This is a genomic window from Herbaspirillum sp. AP02 (genome assembly GCF_015767275.1).
Taxonomy (GTDB): domain Bacteria; phylum Pseudomonadota; class Gammaproteobacteria; order Burkholderiales; family Burkholderiaceae_D; genus Herbaspirillum.
Window position 1 is genome coordinate 72,970 of the sequence record NZ_JADWMY010000008.1, and the last position, 17,225, is coordinate 90,194.

12 protein-coding genes and 1 other RNA gene are annotated in these 17,225 nt (G+C 62.6%); 7 read left to right on the forward strand and 6 right to left on the reverse strand.

Translation table 11 applies throughout. The annotated features are described in order from the left end of the window. Positions 1-23: 23 nt before the first annotated feature. Positions 24-1,025 (reverse strand): lytic transglycosylase domain-containing protein, encoded by a 1,002-nt coding sequence (locus I5R65_RS16520; RefSeq protein ID WP_180668942.1) that lies wholly within the window; start codon positions 1,023-1,025, stop codon positions 24-26. A 463-nt stretch (positions 1,026-1,488) separates the two neighbouring features. On the opposite strand from I5R65_RS16520, the gene ubiD reads away from it, so the two are divergent. Beyond that, positions 1,489-2,973, forward strand: coding sequence for a 4-hydroxy-3-polyprenylbenzoate decarboxylase (gene ubiD, locus I5R65_RS16525; protein WP_180668943.1), 1,485 nt, complete (start codon positions 1,489-1,491; stop codon positions 2,971-2,973). Between the two features lie 140 nt (positions 2,974-3,113). After that, positions 3,114-3,212: signal recognition particle sRNA small type (gene ffs, locus I5R65_RS16530), an RNA gene on the forward strand. Positions 3,213-3,356: 144 nt separating this feature from the next. Here the strand turns inward: ffs and I5R65_RS16535 are convergent. After that, positions 3,357-4,367, reverse strand: a complete 1,011-nt coding sequence (locus I5R65_RS16535; RefSeq protein WP_180668944.1) for a glucokinase — start codon at positions 4,365-4,367, stop codon at positions 3,357-3,359. Positions 4,368-4,529: 162 nt separating this feature from the next. Continuing rightward, positions 4,530-6,347, reverse strand: a complete 1,818-nt coding sequence (locus tag I5R65_RS16540; RefSeq protein WP_180668945.1) for a tetratricopeptide repeat protein — start codon at positions 6,345-6,347, stop codon at positions 4,530-4,532. Positions 6,348-6,627: 280 nt separating this feature from the next. Here I5R65_RS16540 and I5R65_RS16545 point away from each other — a divergent pair, with 280 nt between their 5' ends. Both I5R65_RS16545 and I5R65_RS16550 read left to right on the forward strand, forming a co-directional pair. Then, positions 6,628-7,311, forward strand: coding sequence for a fumarylacetoacetate hydrolase family protein (locus I5R65_RS16545; protein WP_180668946.1), 684 nt, complete (start codon positions 6,628-6,630; stop codon positions 7,309-7,311). Positions 7,312-7,636: 325 nt separating this feature from the next. Further along, positions 7,637-9,118 carry a DEAD/DEAH box helicase gene (locus I5R65_RS16550; protein WP_180668947.1) on the forward strand — a complete coding sequence of 494 codons (1,482 nt, stop codon included), beginning with the start codon at positions 7,637-7,639 and terminating at the stop codon, positions 9,116-9,118. Between the two features lie 9 nt (positions 9,119-9,127). Here I5R65_RS16550 and gluQRS read toward each other — a convergent pair whose 3' ends face one another. Together gluQRS and I5R65_RS16560 are read right to left on the reverse strand one after the other, a co-directional pair. Further along, positions 9,128-10,018, reverse strand: a complete 891-nt coding sequence (gluQRS, locus tag I5R65_RS16555; protein WP_180668948.1) for a tRNA glutamyl-Q(34) synthetase GluQRS — start codon at positions 10,016-10,018, stop codon at positions 9,128-9,130. Then, positions 10,015-10,953: a LysR family transcriptional regulator gene (locus I5R65_RS16560; RefSeq protein ID WP_180668949.1), complete on the reverse strand. Its 939-nt coding sequence runs from the start codon at positions 10,951-10,953 to the stop codon at positions 10,015-10,017. Before I5R65_RS16560 ends, gluQRS begins: the two co-directional genes overlap by 4 nt. 149 nt (positions 10,954-11,102) lie before the next feature. Between I5R65_RS16560 and I5R65_RS16565 the strand changes: the two genes are divergently transcribed. Together I5R65_RS16565 and I5R65_RS16570 are read left to right on the forward strand one after the other, a co-directional pair. Then, on the forward strand, positions 11,103-11,804 hold the full coding sequence (locus tag I5R65_RS16565; protein WP_180668950.1) for a pirin family protein: 702 nt from the start codon (positions 11,103-11,105) through the stop codon (positions 11,802-11,804). Between the two features lie 128 nt (positions 11,805-11,932). Next, positions 11,933-12,508, forward strand: coding sequence for a flavodoxin family protein (locus I5R65_RS16570; protein ID WP_180668951.1), 576 nt, complete (start codon positions 11,933-11,935; stop codon positions 12,506-12,508). A gap of 96 nt (positions 12,509-12,604) precedes the next feature. Here the strand turns inward: I5R65_RS16570 and I5R65_RS16575 are convergent, their stop codons facing one another. Then, entirely contained in the window at positions 12,605-13,495 is an 891-nt protein-coding gene (locus tag I5R65_RS16575) for a sulfurtransferase (RefSeq protein WP_180668952.1), read from the reverse strand. A gap of 239 nt (positions 13,496-13,734) precedes the next feature. Here I5R65_RS16575 and dnaE point away from each other — a divergent pair, with 239 nt between their 5' ends. Next, a complete protein-coding gene (gene dnaE / locus I5R65_RS16580; RefSeq protein WP_180668953.1) occupies positions 13,735-17,193 on the forward strand; it encodes a DNA polymerase III subunit alpha in 3,459 nt (1,152 codons plus the stop codon). Positions 17,194-17,225 lie beyond the last annotated feature (32 nt).

The window sequence follows — 17,225 nt, forward strand, 5'->3', positions numbered from 1 at the left end:
TCCAAATCGCAACGCACCGGCCCTTACAGGGCAGCGAGTTGTTCTTCCGCCTTCGGCTTGGCAGCCGAGGCCACGTTGTTGTTGGCCGGCTTGGACTGCTCGGCGCTGGCGGCAACACCCGAAGCCGGCGGCAGCTTGACCGTGGCCGTGGTGTAGATCGAGATATTCTTGCCCATCGCAACCTGCTTCAGGTTCTGGTACTCGGACAATACCTTGATGCCGTAACCACCATCGTTGGACATGTCGGCCGCGCCGACATAGCTCTTCAGACCGGCTTCGACGGAGCCGCCACGGGTGACGTATTCCTTCAGGATCTGCGACCCGACGCGAATGTTGGCGACCGGATTGAGGGCGGCCTTGATGCCACCCAGTTCCTGGAACTTGTCATGATGCACCTTGGACATCACCTGCATCAGCCCCTGCGCGCCCATCGGGCTCTCGGCGAAGGGATTGAAGCGCGATTCGATGGCCATCACCGACAGGATCAGCAGCGGATCGAGCTTGATGTCGCGCGCCGTCAGGTAAGCGGCCGAGACCAGCATGTCGGCGGCGTCGCTGGCCACGCGATAACGCTTGGCCAGCCAGTTGGTGACCAGCTTTTGCTGACGCGGGTTGCCCAGCAACTGGCGATCTTCGGCCGACAGGTTCTGCGCTGCCAGCGGGGTGATCGGTGCAGCCTGCACCGTGTCCGCTGTCATCACGCCTGCCAGGGCAGCGGTGGTCGCCACTGGCGCCGTCGGCGACATCAGTTCGGCCAGCCCCGGGGTTGCCGGGACATCGGCTTGCTGGACTTCTTCCGTGGCATCGGAGAAGGGGGACATGCTGATCAGCTTGTCGGCCAGGTCCGGATTGAAGAACATCAGGCCCAGCACGAACAGCGCTGCAATGCCGAGTATCGTCAGAACACGATGGGCGATGCCGAAAAATTGAGCAATGCGCGAGTTACCGGAGAGACTCCGGAAATTCACACGGCGAAGCACCTGCGGGACGCCTGATAAAGGCGCCTCGGAAGCTTGGTTGGACATTGAACCTCCTGCATTATTGCGGCAAAAACAGGGCTCGCCTGGCCAAGAAGTGGAGACCAGACGGCTGAACTGTCGTCGCTGCAATCTATTACGTTACCGTCGCAAGGCGGTACGGCAAGGCCATCCGCGAGGCCTGCTGGCCCTGCCGTCGGATGGCATGTTTCGGGGGGTAGGGCTGACGCCCTGGACACACTTCTTGAGTTGCTGGGACCCCGGATCCCTGGATACCTTGCTTGGCTTGACTGTTTTCTTTCAAGCCTCTACGAGCCCACGGCTCACCTCTTCGGTTTAGAGTGGGCGAATTGTAGAAGCCACTTTATATCGAGTCAATACTATGAAAATAGTTCTTTATAACTTTTGTGTATCATATTCAACGTGGCCTTCCTTCAAAAATCAATAGAATCAAGCGTTTGCCGGGGATAGTTGAGCCGGCTGTGATGCAAAAAGAAATTTGTTAAAAAGTATGAAATACACTGATTTGCGTGATTTTATTTCCAAATTGCAACAAAAAGGAGAGCTTAAGCGGGTCGCGCACCCGGTTTCTTCGCACTTGGAGATGACCGAAATCGCCGATCGCACCCTGCGAGCCGAAGGTCCGGCGCTCCTTTTTGAGCAGGTAGATCAGAAAAATATCCCTGTTTTAGCGAATCTTTTCGGTACGCCTCATCGCGTCGCGCTGGGCATGGGGGCCGAAAGCATCAGCGAACTGCGTCGCATCGGTCATCTGCTGGCGCGCCTGAAGGAGCCGGAGCCGCCCAAGGGCATCAAGGATGTGCTGGACCTTGGCACACTGGTGAAGTCGCTATGGGACATGGCGCCCAAGGAGCGCGGGTCGGCGCCGTGCCAGGATGTGGTGTGGGAAGGCAAGGACGTCGATCTGTCGCGCCTGCCCATCCAGCACTGCTGGCCAGGCGATATCGCGCCGCTCATCACCTGGGGTCTGGTCATTACCAAGGGGCCGCACAAGAAGCGCCAGAACCTGGGCATCTATCGCCAGCAGGTCCTGGGTCCGAACAAGGTCATCATGCGCTGGCTGGCCCATCGCGGTGGTGCGCTGGACTTCCGCGAGCACTGTATTGCCCACCCCGGCAAGCCCTATCCGGTGGCCGTCGCCCTGGGTGCCGATCCGGCTACTATATTAGGCGCCGTGACGCCGGTGCCGGACAACCTCTCCGAGTACCAGTTCGCCGGCCTCCTGCGCGGCAGTCGCACCGAGCTGGTCAAGGCCATGGGTAGCGAGTTGCGCGTGCCGGCCTCGGCCGAAATCGTGCTGGAAGGGCATATCTATCCGGATGAAAAACATGCCTCCGGATTCGAGCATGCGCTTGAAGGTCCCTATGGGGATCACACCGGTTACTACAATGAGAAGGACTGGTTCCCGGTCTTCACCATCGACCGCATCACCATGCGACGCGATGCCATCTATCACTCCACCTACACCGGCAAACCGCCTGACGAGCCGGCCGTGCTGGGCGTAGCCCTGAATGAAGTGTTCGTGCCGCTGCTGCAGAAGCAGTTCGCCGAGATCACCGATTTCTATCTGCCGCCGGAAGGTTGCAGCTACCGCATGGCGGTGGTGCAGATGAAGAAGTCCTATGCCGGCCATGCCAAGCGGGTGATGTTCGGGGTGTGGAGTTTCCTGCGCCAGTTCATGTACACCAAGTTCATCGTGGTGGTGGATGAGGATGTGGACATCCGCGACTGGAAGGAAGTGATCTGGGCCATCACCACGCGCGTGGATCCGGTGCGCGATACCGTCCTCGTCGATAACACTCCCATCGATTATCTGGACTTTGCCTCACCCATCAGCGGGCTGGGTAGCAAGATGGGCATCGATGCGACCAACAAGTGGCCGGGCGAAACCAATCGTGAATGGGGGACGCCGATCGTGATGAGCGATGAGGTGAAGAAGCGCGTCGATACCATCTGGAAGGATCTCGGCATCTGATGCAGCGCTGCCGCTGAAGCAGTGCATTCCTGTCTGGAGGGCGCGCAAATCGTTGACGCGTCTGCGCTGCCTTGCAGTTTCCGATGCGGCGCCATGAATTAGCTGGCCGGGGTGAGCTGAATTGGGATACAATGCACCCCGGCGGGCCCCTGCGCATTGTGGCATGGTCAACCTGGTCAGGTCGGGAACGAAGCAGCCACAGCTATTTCCCACAAGTGCCGCAGACAAGGCTCGCCTCTCTTGATTTCTTCTCAGCCGTTTTTCGCTCGTCCTGACGGCTTTCTGTAGGTCCCCTCCTCGAATAGCTACAGCAATTCCACTGGCTCCGGCATCGTCATGGCAAACCGCCGCCCATGTGCAGCAGTCTGCATGAACCGTGCAAGCTAGCGCGGGTCCAGGCGGTCGGCCAGGATCGCGGATACGCCCGTGAAGGCCGGATACTCTGCCGTGATCACGTAGGTCGGGATGGCCTGGGTCAGCACCGACATGCGTCCCTTGTTCTCGAAGCGCGCCCGGAACGGAGAGCGGGCGAAATAATCCCCGAGGTGCGGCACCACGCCGCCACCGATATAGATGCCGCCGAGCGCGCCCAGCGTCAGTGCCAGGTCGGCCGCCACCGTACCCAGCATGCTGCAGAAGAGCTCCACCGTTTCGCGGCACATGGCGTCACCCTGCTTGAGCGCGCCCTCGACGATGTCGGCGGCCTTCAGTTCGGCAGCGGGATGGCCGTCGATGGCCAACAGGGCGCGATGGATGAACTCCAGGCCGGGGCCGGATACCAGGCGCTCCGCCGATACATGCTCATGGAATTGCCAGGCATAGGCCAGGACCGCCGCTTCCCGTGGGTTGGCCGGGGCGAATGCCACGTGCCCGCCTTCGCTGGCCAGCGGCAGCCAGTGGCCGTCGCCACGGATCAGACCGCCCACCCCCAGTCCGGTGCCCGCGCCGACCAAGCCGATCGGCTGGCCGCTCTTGGGCGCGCCACCGCCGATCTGCTGGCGCTCGTCGGCGCGCAATTGCGGAACGGCCATTGAAAGTGCGGTGAAGTCATTGACCACCAGCAACAGATCCAGCCCCAGCAACTGCCGCGCAGCCTCGATGGAAAAGGCCCAGTCATGGTTGGTCATCTTGATCTGGTCGCCTTGCACCGGGTTGGCGATGGCCACCACCGCGTGCCGGACCGATGGCTGGCCTACCAGCTTGAGATAGGCCTGCACGGCGTCAGTGAATTCCCGATAGTCGGCACCGCGCAGCACCTGCACCTGTTCAATGCGGCCCGGTGCCGTTTCCAGCGCGAAGCGGGCATTGGTGCCACCGATGTCGGCCAGCAGCCGCGGACCATCCGCATGCGTGGTCGAGGTGGCGGGGGAAGGAGAAGGGGCTCCGGTTTGCATAGCGTTGTCCTTGTTGTCTTTGTTCCGTACGGGCGGCAGCGCGCTGGGCGTCGCCGCCGGTCGGAGTGCATTGGGTCATTGAGGCCTGCCTGAAGGGTATGAGGCAGGCCGGCGCGCCAGGTTCCGACGGATGTTCGTCCATCCGCGACGGCGCGCATGGTATCAGTGTCGGGTCAGGCGCTGTTGCAGGGCCGAGCGGACCTGGACAATGACCTCGCTCCAGTCGTCCGTCTGGGACTGGCGGAAGATCGTGAAGTCGGGATACCAGGGGGTGTCGCTGCGGTCCAGCTGCCAGCGCCAGCAGGTATTGACGCGATTGAGCAACCAGACCGGCGTGCCCAGCGCACCGGCCAGATGGCATACCGAGGTATCGACACTGATCAGCAGGTCCAGATGGGCGATCAGGCCCGAGGTGTCGGCGAAGTCGCGCAGTGCCTGCGAGCAATCCTTGACGTGGCTGGCCAGCGGGTGGGTCTGCAACTGGGCCAGTGCGGTGTCGCCCACTTGTACCGAATAGAATTCAAGATGCGCATGCTCGCGTGCCAGTTCCACCACCGGTGCCAGCGCGTCAAAGGGCAAGGAACGCTGGCCGTCAATGCGCACTGCATCAGGATGGGTTTGCGCCGAGCTGCCGGCCCAGACCAGGCCCACGCGCAGTGCACGGTTATGCGGCAGGCGTTGCGCCCAGTCGCTCCAGGCGCTGGCGTCAGGCAACAGATAGGGCGCTCGCGGAATGTCTTCTTCGCTCAATGTCTGGCAGGCCAGCGGCAAGCTCATCAACGGGCAGTGCACGTCGAAGGCCGGGCGCATGAAGCGCTGGCTGCTGATCACCTCGGCTGCTCCCGGGACATTGCCCAGCAGTTTGACCAGGGCGGGTTGCACTTCCAGGATCACGCGCGCGCCCATGGCCGCCACCAGCGGCACGTAGCGCACGAATTGCAGCGTGTCGCCAAAGCCCTGTTCGGCGTGCAGCAGGATGGTCTTGCCCTCCAGCGAGAAATCACCCAGCCAGAGTGGTTCGGCGAAGTGGCGCAACTGGCCCTGCATCTGTTCTGTGTACCAGCGCGCCTCATAGGCACGCCAGCCATTCTGGTAGTCGCCTTGCAGCAATTGCATGAGGGCGTCGTTCCAGGGGGCTGAGGAGGCGTCGGGGTTCAGTTCGCGGGCGCGATCATAGGAGATGGCAGCCTCGTCGAAGCGGCGCAGAGTTTCCAGGGTCGATCCCCGGTTGAACCACAGGTCGGCCGAGCTATCGTCCAGTGCCAGGGCCTGGTCATAGGCTTGCAGTGCCTCCAGCGGGCGTTGCAGTTGCACCAGGACATAGCCGCGATTGGACAGCGCCTGGTAGAAATCCGGCTTTACCGCCAGCGCGCGGTCGTAGGCCGCCAGCGCTTCTTCCAGCAGGTAGCTGTCCTTGCAGGTATTGCCGAGGTTGAACCAGGCTTCGATGAAGTCCGGCCGCAGGGTCAGTGCCGAGCTATACGACTGGCGTGCGTCGGCGTAGGCAAACAGGTCGTGCTGCGCATTGCCTTGCTGGAACCAGGCATCGTGATTGTCCGGATTCATCTTCAGCACCCGCGCGAAGTCTTCCAGGGCTTCGGCGGATCGGCCCAGGCGACGCAAGGCGGCCCCCCGGCGCAGCAGGGCGTCGGGAAAGTCGGGTTTGGCTGCGATCAGGTGATCATAGCGGGCGATCGCTTCTTCGTCGCGGCCCAGCTGTTCGAGCACGCCGGCGTGGTCGAAATAGGTATCCAGATGGCCAGGATTGAGGTCAATGGCCTTGGCCAGTTGCGCTTCGGCTGCAGCCCAGTCTTCCTGGTGCAGCTTGAGCATGCCGTACAGGTAATTGGCTTCGAAATGCCGGGGCAGCTTGACCAGGACCTTCTTGTAGAGCTCCTCGGCGGGCGCCAGATCGCCTTTTTGATGCAGTGCGAGGGCTTTTTGCAGCAGGATGAGGGAAGGATTGGCTTGCTGACGCATGGTGTGATTCGGCAGAGATTCGGGGGAGAAAAGGGGGCAGGCGGCGAGACCGGCCTGAGCGTGCAGCCAGTGTCCCAAATTCATCCGGATTTATCCAGCGGATTACAGGTGGAATTGCCGCCTATATCTGCCGCCCGTATCGGCCTTGCGGCCGCCAAGCGGCGCTGCGGCTTTTCTTTTACACTACGACGACGTCAGACAACTGATGGTCAACGCAAGCCGGCATTGACCGGCTATCTTCATTCGTGCTTGTGCATTACGCCACTACGGAGTCTTCCCGATGAGTTTCGCCATTCCCGCACCCGCCCAGACCACCATTCCCGTGGTGGGTGGTGCACCGTTCCCGGTCCGTCGCATCTATTGCGTCGGTCGCAACTACGCCGCCCACGCCCGCGAAATGGGCCATGACCCGGATCGCGAGCCGCCATTCTTCTTCATGAAGCCGGCCGACGCCATCGTGCCGACCGACTCCGTGGTGCCGTATCCCGCCGCCACCGCCGACTACCACCACGAGATCGAGATGGTCGTGGCACTGGCCAAGGGGGGGCGCGATATTCCCGTGGAGCAGGCGCTGGATCTGGTCTATGGCTATGGCGTCGGTCTGGACATGACCCGCCGCGACATCCAGGCACAGGCCAAGAAACTGGGCCGCCCCTGGGACATGGCCAAGGGCTTCGACCAGTCCGCCCCCTGCGCAGCGATCGTGCCGGTGGCCCAATCCGGCCATCCCGAGCGTGGCGCGGTGTGGCTCAAGGTCAACGGCGAAGTGCGCCAGCAGGGCGACCTGTCGGACCTGATCTGGAGCGTGGCGGAGACCATTTCCTACCTGTCGGGCCTGGTTGAGCTGTTCCCGGGCGACCTCATCTTCACCGGTACTCCGGAAGGCGTGGGGGCGGTCGTCAAGGGTGATCGCCTGCAAGGGCATGTCGATGGCTTGCCCGATATCAACATCACGATCGGCTGAAGTCGCTCCAGATCGGCCTGATGCCGGGATTGTCAGCCGGCATCAGCGCTGTTTTTCGGCCTGCCGGCGGCGCCCGGCGGGAGGCCGAAACCAAACTGTCATGAAGCGAGTGACGATGCGGCGTATAATAGGGAGTTCCGGGCGTGGCAGGTCGTCGTCCCGGTCAGCGTCTTTTGCATCATCCGAAGCGCCCGTCCGTTCAGGTTTGGCCGGTTCGCCCGTAACACATCAACACAGAAAGCAATCAGAACCCGTGCGCATGCACCCCATGCACCGGAGCCGCCTGGCGGCTGCCGCGGCGCTGTCGCACCGTTCGCAATAAACCATGTCCGACACCACGTCCGCGTCCGCAGCACCGGCTGCACCCGCCGTCCGCTTCGAAGATTTCGGCCTCTCGCCCGATATCCTGAAAGCCCTGGCCGAACAAGGCTATGTCCATCCCACCCCGATCCAGGCCCAGGCCATTCCTGTGGTACTGCAGGGTCGGGACGTGATGGGGGCCGCCCAGACCGGCACCGGCAAGACCGCCGGTTTCTCGTTGCCCATCATCCAGCGTCTGCTGCAGCACGCCAGCCACAGCGCTTCGCCTGCCCGCCACCCGGTGCGCGCCCTGATCCTGACGCCCACCCGCGAGCTGGCCGACCAGGTGGCCGATAACGTCGCTGCCTATTGCCGCTTCACCCCGTTGCGCTCTACCGTAGTCTTCGGCGGTGTGGACATGTCGCCACAGACCGCGATCCTGCGCGCCGGCGTGGAAATCGTCATCGCCACTCCGGGTCGCCTGCTGGACCACGTGCAGCAGAAGACGGTGAACCTGTCGCAGACCCAGATCCTGGTGATGGACGAGGCTGACCGCATGCTGGACATGGGCTTCCTGCCCGACCTGCAGCGCATCATCAACCTGTTGCCCAAGCAGCGCCAGAACCTGCTGTTCTCGGCCACCTTCTCGCCGGAGATCAAGAAGCTGGCCGCCAGCTTCCAGAACGACCCGGTCACCATCGAAGTGGCACGCAGCAACGCCACTGCCGAAAACGTCAGCCAGACCATCTACAGGGTGGAGGAGGCGGCCAAGGCCGATGCAGTAAGCTTCATCATTCGTCAGCGGCAGCTGAAGCAGGTAATCGTCTTCTCGAACACCAAGATCGGCGCGTCGCGCCTGGCACGCACCCTGGAGGCCGAAGGCGTCAAGGCCTCCGCGATCCACGGTGACAAGACCCAGTCCGAGCGCATGGCTGCGCTGGAAGCCTTCAAGCAGGGCCAGATCGAAGTGCTGGTCGCCACCGACGTGGCCGCACGCGGCCTGGATATCGCCGAGCTGCCCTGTGTGATCAACTACGACCTGCCCTACAACGCCGAAGACTACGTGCACCGCATCGGTCGTACCGGTCGTGCCGGCGCCTCGGGCGACGCCATCTCGTTGTTCTGCGACAAGGATGACCGTCTGCTGACCGACATCGAGAAGCTGATCAAGAAGAAGTTCGAGCGTGCCGAGCTAGTCGGTTTTGCTCCGCGTGCGCGTCATGAGCGCGGCGAACGCAGTGATCGTGGCGATCGCAGCGAGCGCGGTGAACGGACCGAGCGCGCGGATCGTGGCGAGCGCAGTGAACGTAGCGACCGTGGCGATCGCAGCCGCAGCAGCCGCGACGGCTACTCCGCCGCGCCGCGCCGCGAGAAGGTCGACCCCTGGTTCCTCAAGCCCTACGAGCCCAGCGCCGTCGAGACCGTGTCCACCAAGCCGGAACTGGCCAAGAACAACCGTCCCAAGCCCAAGGTGGCGGCTTTGCTGGGCGGCATGCCCAAGCGCTGAGCGTTTCTTTCAGCGCGAGCCGAAACGCGCTTGCCAGCCGGTGAGCGCGCCGTTCCAGAACGCCTCCCGGTCGCGGGACTGGCTCGTCTCCTCTGCAAGTCCCAGGAAAGCGGCGGCCCGCTGCAGCTGTTGCAGCGGCTGCGCCAGGTCCAGTGCCTGCGCGCCGTTCTGCTTGGAAAACTTTTCCCCCGTCTCATTCATCAGCAGCGGTACGTGCAGGTAGCGCGGGGTCGGATAGCCCAGCAAACCTTGCAGGTAGATCTGCCGTGCCGTGGAGTCCAGCAGGTCGGCCCCGCGTACGACGTCAGTCACGTCCTGTTCCGCATCGTCCACTACCACTGCCAATTGATAGGCCCAGTAGCCATCGGCCCGCTGCAGCACGAAATCGCCCACCTCCGAGGCCAGATGCTGTGCCTGTGGCCCCAGCCAGCGATCATCGAACTGCACCCGCTCCCCCGGCTGCCCGGCATCCGGCACGCGTAGCCGAAGCGTGCGGGCCTGCTTGCCCGGTACCAGGCCGCGGCGGCATGTGCCGGGATAGATGGCGGCGCCGTCGCTGGCCGTTCCCACCTGTGAGTCGGCGATTTCCTTGCGGCTGCAACCACAGGGATAAACCATCGTGCCGAGCTTCTCCCGGGCCAGCTGGTAGCGTCCCTTGCGCTGGCTTTGTACCAGTATCGGGCCGTCCGCGTGCATGTCCAGCGCCGCCAAAGTCGCCACGATGTCATCGGCTGCCCCCGGCACGGTGCGTGTCTCGTCGATATCCTCGATGCGCAGCCGCCAGCGTCCGTCATGGACGCGGGCATCCAGGTAACTGGCCAGCGCCGCCACCAGCGAGCCAGCATGCAGTGGCCCGGACGGGGAGGGCGCGAAGCGACCGACGTAGGCGCTGGCGCTCACAATGGCTCCGGCGCGGTGACCGGCCCGATCAGCGATGCGCGTACCTCTGGTTGGGCCAGGTGCTGGATGAACCATTTCAGCGACTTGCCCTGTTCAGCCTTGGGCCAGGCCACCATGAAGTTATCGTTGGGTTTGGCCGCCAGGGTCTCCTTTTCCACCAATGCGCCTGAGGCCAGGTAGGGCGCCGCCCAGATGCGCGGCAGGTGACCGCAGCCCAGGCCTGCCAGCTGCGCCTGCAGCTTGTCGGCCACGGTGGCGACCGTCAGCGTTTCCTGACCCGACAGCAAGCCCATGGTCAAGGTCGGCAGCGACTGGCTGTTGTCGCCCACGGCAATGGCGCGATGGCTGCGCACCAGCTCGGCCGACAAGGGCTCGTCGGCGGTGGCCAGCGGGTGCTGCGGCGCTACGGCGAATACCCAGTCCACGGCGCCCAGTTCCTGCATCTGGAAGCGGCCACTGGTGCGCACGACCTCCGGCCCATCCAGGGTCACCCCGATGACCAGGTTGGCGCGGCCTTCGATCAGCTTTTCCCAGGCGCCGGTCAATACTCCCGGCGTGAAGCGCAGGCGGGTGCCGGATTGTTCGCGGTCGAAGGCGTCGATGATGGGCAGCATCTTGTCGAAGGGAATCAGACTGTTGAGCACGATGTGCAGCTCGGTCTCGCGGCCGGTGGCGGTGCGCTTGACACGCTGTTCCAGGTCGCTGGCAGCCAGCAGCAGGTGCCGGCCCTCCTGCAACAATTGCAGCCCGGCCGGTGTCAACTGGGCCCGGTGGCCACGGCGGTCGAACAGCAGGACGTCGAGATCGTCTTCCAGCTTGCGCACGCTGTAGGTCAGCGCCGAGGGCACGCGGTCCAGCGCCACGGCGGCCGCCGCGAAGCTGCCCTTGCGGTCGATCATGTCCAGGATCAGCAGGGATTCCAGGGTCAGGTTCACGTCGCTTTCCCTTGTTTAAAATTTTTGAATGAACACTACGGATTTTAGACCTTATCTCGGGAAAAGTTAGCCACTATAGTGACGCCATCGACAAACATTTTGTACAAACCATTTCCGGTCTGTACGTCACTTGAGAAAGAGGTGTTGACATGATGGAACTTCGCAAAGCGAACGATCGTGGCCACGCCAACCACGGTTGGCTGGATTCGCATCACAGCTTTTCCTTCGCGGATTACTATGATCCCAAGCACATGGGTTTCGGCCCGCTGCGTGTGATCAACGAGGACCGTGTGGCCGCTGGTCAGGGTTTTGGTACGCACGGCCACCGCGACATGGAGATCATTTCCTACGTGCTCGAAGGTGAGCTGGCCCACAAGGACAGCATGGGCAACGGCAGCGTGATCCGTCCGGGTGACGTGCAACGCATGAGCGCAGGCACCGGGGTGCGCCACTCGGAGTACAACCACTCCCAGGACGGCACCACCCACTTCCTGCAGATCTGGATCATGCCGGACCGCGCCGGTGCCGAACCGGGTTACCAGGAGGCCCATTTCTCGGCCGCCGACAAGGATGGCAAGCTGCGCCTGGTGGCTTCCGGCGACGGTCGCGACGGCTCGGTCAGCCTGAACCAGGACGCCCAGCTGTACGCCGGCCTGTTCGACGGCACCCAGCGCGCAGACTATGTCTTGCCGCAAGGCCGCCTGGGCTATATTCACGTGGCCCGTGGCAAGGTCAGCGTCAATGGTCAGGCCCTGGAAGCCGGCGATGCCGTCAAGCTCAGTGCAGTGGACCGCATCGAGATCAGCGACGGCGACAAGGCGGAAGTCCTGTTGTTCGACCTGCCGCGCTGATGGATTCGGGAGTCTGCTCCGGCAGCCCCATGATTCTGTAGTCCCGTAGTCGCATTGCCCGCCGGTACCGATCACACCGGCGGATTTTCCACCGTGTCACTTCACTCTCTAGAGAAGGAATACCCGTCATGACCAAAGTTGCCATCGTCTACCATTCCGGCTACGGCCACACCAAGAAGCAGGCTGAAGCCGTGCAGGCCGGCGCTGCTGGCGTTGCCGGCGCCGATGTCGAACTCATCGCCATCAGCGCCGAAGGCAGCATCACCGATGCGCAGTGGGCCAGCCTGGATGCGGCCGACGCCATCGTCTTCGGTTCGCCGACCTACATGGGGACCGTGTCCTGGCAGTTCAAGAAGTTTGCGGACGCGTCCTCCAAGCCCTGGTTCAGCCAGAAGTGGAAAGACAAGGTCGGTGCCGCCTTCACCAACTCGGCGACCATGAACGGCGACAAGCTCTCGACCCTGCACTACCTGTTCACCCTGGGCATGCAGCACAGCATGATCTGGGTCGGCACCGGTCTGATGCCGTCCAACAGCAAGGCTGCTCAACGTAACGACATCAACTTCGTCGGTTCCTTCTCGGGCCTGATGGCGCAAAGCCCGTCGGATTCCTCGCCGGAAGAAGGCCCGCTGCCGGGCGACCTGGAAACCGCCAAGCTCTTCGGTGCACGCGTGGTGGAAACCGCAGCCAAGTTCAAGAAGTAAGCAGCAGGAAGAAATCCAGCAACCGCCAAGGCGGACGCAAAAAAGCCGGCCTCAGTTCACTGGGGCCGGCTTTTTCATTGCTGCAGGAGGGGGCGATCAGGCCTGGGCGGACGCGGTTTCTTGCGTTTCCTGCCCCTTGCGCTGCACCGAAGCGCAATGCGGGCAGGACTTGCCCGGCACGTAATCCGGCGACAACTGCTCGCGGGGCGTGACTACGGCGCGGCAGGCGAAGCACTGGGCGGTCTGGGTTTCCTTCAGCTCCGGGCTCAGGGCGGTGCGGTAGTCGAAGACGAAGCAGTCGCCGTTGTAATGGGCGCCGCCGACATCCTCAAAATACTTCAGGATGCCGCCTTCGAGCTGGTAGACATGGTCGTAGCCGATGTTTTGCATGTGGATGGCCGCTTTTTCGCAGCGGATGCCGCCAGTGCAGAAAGTGACTACGGTCTTGCCGGCGAAATCGGCCCTGTGGTCTTCGATGACCTGGGGGAATTCGGTGAACTTGTTGATGCGGTAATCGACGGTATTCTCGAAGGTGCCGACATCGACCTCGAAGCCATTGCGGGTATCGACCATCACCACCGGACGGCCCTCGTCGTCATGGCCCTGGTCCAGCCAGCGCTTGAGTTGCGTGGGCTCCACGAAAGGCGCCCGCCCCAGCTCGGGCTTGATCAGCGGATGCTTCATGGTGATGATTTCAGCCTTCAGTTTCACCAGCATGCGCGTGAACGGTTGCTTCTCGGAATAGCTTTCCTTGACGATCAGGTCGGTGAAACGCGGGTCGGCACGCAGCCAGGCGAGGAAGGCGTCGATGTCCGGTCGCAGGCCAGCCAGGAACAGGTTGATGCCTTCCGGGCTCAGGATCACCGTGCCGCGCAAGTTGTGTTGTTGGCAAAATGCGAGGAATTCGGGACGCTTTTCAGCGGTATCGTCGAAGCTGACGAATTTGTAGGCGGCGATGTTGACGTAGGGTGTATCGGGGGACTGCATGGTTCGTTACTCAGCTCTAAGTCTTTGAATTGTCAGCATTATATACGTGCGGGCAGGGCGTTCGCAGCAATTTGCCGGAGGCTACCCGGCTGGATGTCGCTTCTCTGATGCAGATCAAGGCGGCTTCTAGCAATATTTCGAGCAGATTTGTGTAAATTGTTCACAGACAGTTGAATTCCTGTGAAAAGCTGACACCGCAAAGCCGAAGTGCATCCCAAGCTCCGGTAAAATGTCGTCCTATGACTACCCCGCAATTTGTACATCTCCGAATGCACTCGGAGTACTCCATCGTCGATGGCCTGGTGCGCATCGACGACATCGTGAAGGCCGCTGCCAAGGATGGCCAGGCCGCCCTGGCGGTGACCGATCTCTCCAACCTGTTCTGCATGGTGCGGTTCTACAAGGAAGCGCGTGGCAAAGGCGTCAAGCCCATTGCCGGCTGCGACCTGTGGATCACCAACGATGCCGACCGTGACAAGCCTTTCCGGCTGCTGGTGTTGATCAAGAGCCGTCACGGCTACCTGCAATTATGTGAAGTCCTGTCCCAGGCCTGGCTGAGCAACCAATATAAGGGCCGCGCCGAAGTGCGCATGGAATGGCTGGAGGCGTTGCGCCACCAGGAGGGTGGCAATGGCTTGATCGCCCTGTCCGGCGCCAGCCTGGGCGACATCGGTCAGGCCATCGACAACGGCAATCTGGCCCAGGCCGAAGCCTGCGCCCGCCGCTGGGCCGACATCTTCCCCGGCGCCTTCTACCTGGAGCTGCAGCGCGCTGGCCAGCCCAACATGGATGTACAGGTGCGCCAGAGCGTGGCGCTGGGTGCCAAGTTGGGCCTGCCCTGCGTGGCCACCCATCCGGTCCAGTTCCAGAATCCCGAAGAATTCATCGCCCACGAAGCCCGCACCTGCATCGCCGAGGGCGAGATCATGGCCAATGCGCGCCGGGTGAAGCGCTTCAACGAGCAACAGTATTTCAAGTCGCAGGCCGAGATGGCCGAGCTCTTCGCCGACCTGCCGGGCGCCATTGCCAATACCGTCGAAATCGCCAAGCGCTGCAACCTGGTGCTGCAACTGGGCAAGCCGCAATTGCCGGACTTCCCCACGCCGGACGGCATGACCATCGACGACTTCCTGGTAGCGCAGACCAAGGCTGGTCTGGAGGTACGCCTGAAGGAACTGTTCCCCAACGAGGCCGAGCGCGAAAAAGAGCGTGCGCGCTATGAGGCCCGGCTGGAGTTCGAGAACAACACCATCATCAAGATGAAGTTCCCGGGCTACTTCCTCATCGTGGCCGACTTCATCCAGTGGGCCAAGAACAATGGCGTGCCGGTCGGCCCCGGCCGGGGTTCCGGCGCCGGCTCGCTGGTGGCCTACTGTCTGCTGATCACCGACCTTGATCCGCTGCGCTACAACCTGCTGTTCGAACGCTTCCTGAACCCGGAACGCGTCTCCATGCCCGACTTCGACATCGACTTCTGCCAGGAAGGCCGCGACCGGGTGATCCAGTATGTGAAGGATCGTTACGGCAAGGAGGCGGTCTCGCAGATCGCCACTTTCGGTACCATGGCGGCCAAGGGCGCGGTGCGCGACGTCGGTCGCGTGCTGGACCTGGGCTACAACTTCTGCGACGGCATTTCCAAGCTGATCCCCTTCAAGCCGGGCAAGCTGGTGACCCTGGCTGACGCCATCGAGGAAGAACCGCTGTTGAAGGAGCGGCTGGAGAACGAAGAAGAGGTCAAGCAGCTGATGGGCCTGGCCCAGCAGGTCGAGGGGATCGCCCGCAACATCGGCATGCACGCCGGTGGCGTGCTGATTGCCCCTGGCAAGCTCACCGATTTCTGCCCGCTCTATACGCAGGGCGGCGATTCCGGCGTGGTGTCGCAATATGACAAGGACGATGTCGAAGCCGTCGGCCTGGTCAAGTTCGACTTCCTGGGCCTGACCACGCTCACCATCCTGGATCGGGCGGTACGCTACATCCGCATGCTGGACCCGGCCATGGCCGAGTTCGACCTGGCCAAGCTGCCGCTGGATGATCGGCCCTCGTATGAACTGCTGACCAAGGCCAAGACGGTCGCCGTATTCCAGCTGGAAAGCCGCGGCATGCAAGGCATGTTGAAGGACGCCCGTCCCGACCGCTTCGAGGACATTATTGCCCTGGTGGCGCTGTATCGTCCCGGCCCGATGGACCTGATCCCCGACTTCTGCAAGCGCAAGCACGGTGAAGCCTTCGACTACCCTGACCCGCGTACCAAGGACATTCTCTCCGAGACCTACGGCATCATGGTCTACCAGGAGCAGGTGATGCAGATGGCGCAGGTGATCGGCGGCTACTCGCTGGGCGGCGCCGACCTGCTGCGCCGGGCCATGGGCAAGAAGAAGGCCGAGGAAATGGCCAAGCACCGCGAGCTGTTCCGCGAAGGTGCGGCCAAGAACGGGCTGGACCAGACCAAGGCCGACGAGATCTTCGACTTGATGGAAAAGTTCGCCGGCTACGGCTTCAACAAGTCGCACGCGGCGGCCTATGCGCTGCTGTCCTACTACACGGCCTACCTCAAGGCCCATCACCCTGCCGCGTTCATGGCCGCCAACTTGTCGCTGGCCATGGAAGACACGGACAAGGTCAAGATCCTGATCGAAGATTCGATCGACATCTGCAAGTTGGCCATCCTGCCGCCGGACATCAACAGGTCCGACTACCGCTTCATGCCCGTGGGCGAGCCCGGCAAGAAGGCCACCCAGATCCGCTATGGCCTGGGGGCAGTCAAGGGGGCCGGCCAGAATGCCATCGAAGCCATCCTGGAAGCACGCAAGAGCGGTCCCTTCAAGGACCTGTTCGATTTCGCCAAACGGGTGGACAAGAAGCAGATCAACCGCCGCACCATCGACTCGCTGATCCGTGCCGGAGCCTTCGACTGCTTCAAGGTCGATCGCGCCATCCTCCAGGCCTCGGTCAACCTGGCCTGGGAGAGTGCGGAACAGGCCGAGAAATCGGCCAACCAGGTCAGCCTCTTCGGCGGTGACGACAGCGACCTGGAAGCGCCGCTGGAATACGTCCAGGTACCGCCCTGGAGCGACAAGCAGCGCCTGACCGAGGAAAAGGGCGCACTGGGCTTCTACCTCTCCGGCCACCTCTTCTCCGCCTATGAAAAGGAAGTGCGGCGTTTCGTGCGCACCAAGATTTCCAGCCTGGAACCCTCCTGGGAGCCGCGCAGCCTGGCCGGCATCATCACAGGTGTGCGGGTGCAGATGACCCAGCGCGGCAAGCTGGTGATCTGCACGCTCGACGATGGCACTGGCGTGATCGAGGCCACCATCTACAACGAGCTGTTCGAACCCTTCAAGCATCTCATCAAGGAAGATGAGCTGCTGGTGGTCTCGGGCAAGGTCTCGGAAGACCGCTTCAATGGCGGCCTGCGGGTGGCGGCCGACAAGGTCATGGACCTGGGCGCGGCGCGCATCCAGTATGGCGTGCGCATGGTGGTGTCGATCAACAAGGCGATCGACCCCAATCATCTGCGCGATACGCTGGCCGCGCATCGCCAGGAGCAGGGCCTGCCTTTCGTGATGCGCTACCAGCAATCCGATGCGGCCTGCGAGGTGGTGCTGGGCGATGCCTGGCGCGTCAATCCCAGTGACAGCCTGCAATCGACGCTGGTGGCGTCGTTTGGCAAGGAAGCGGTCGTGGTCGAGTACTAGTCTGATGGCCCCTGATCCCATAAGAACATAAC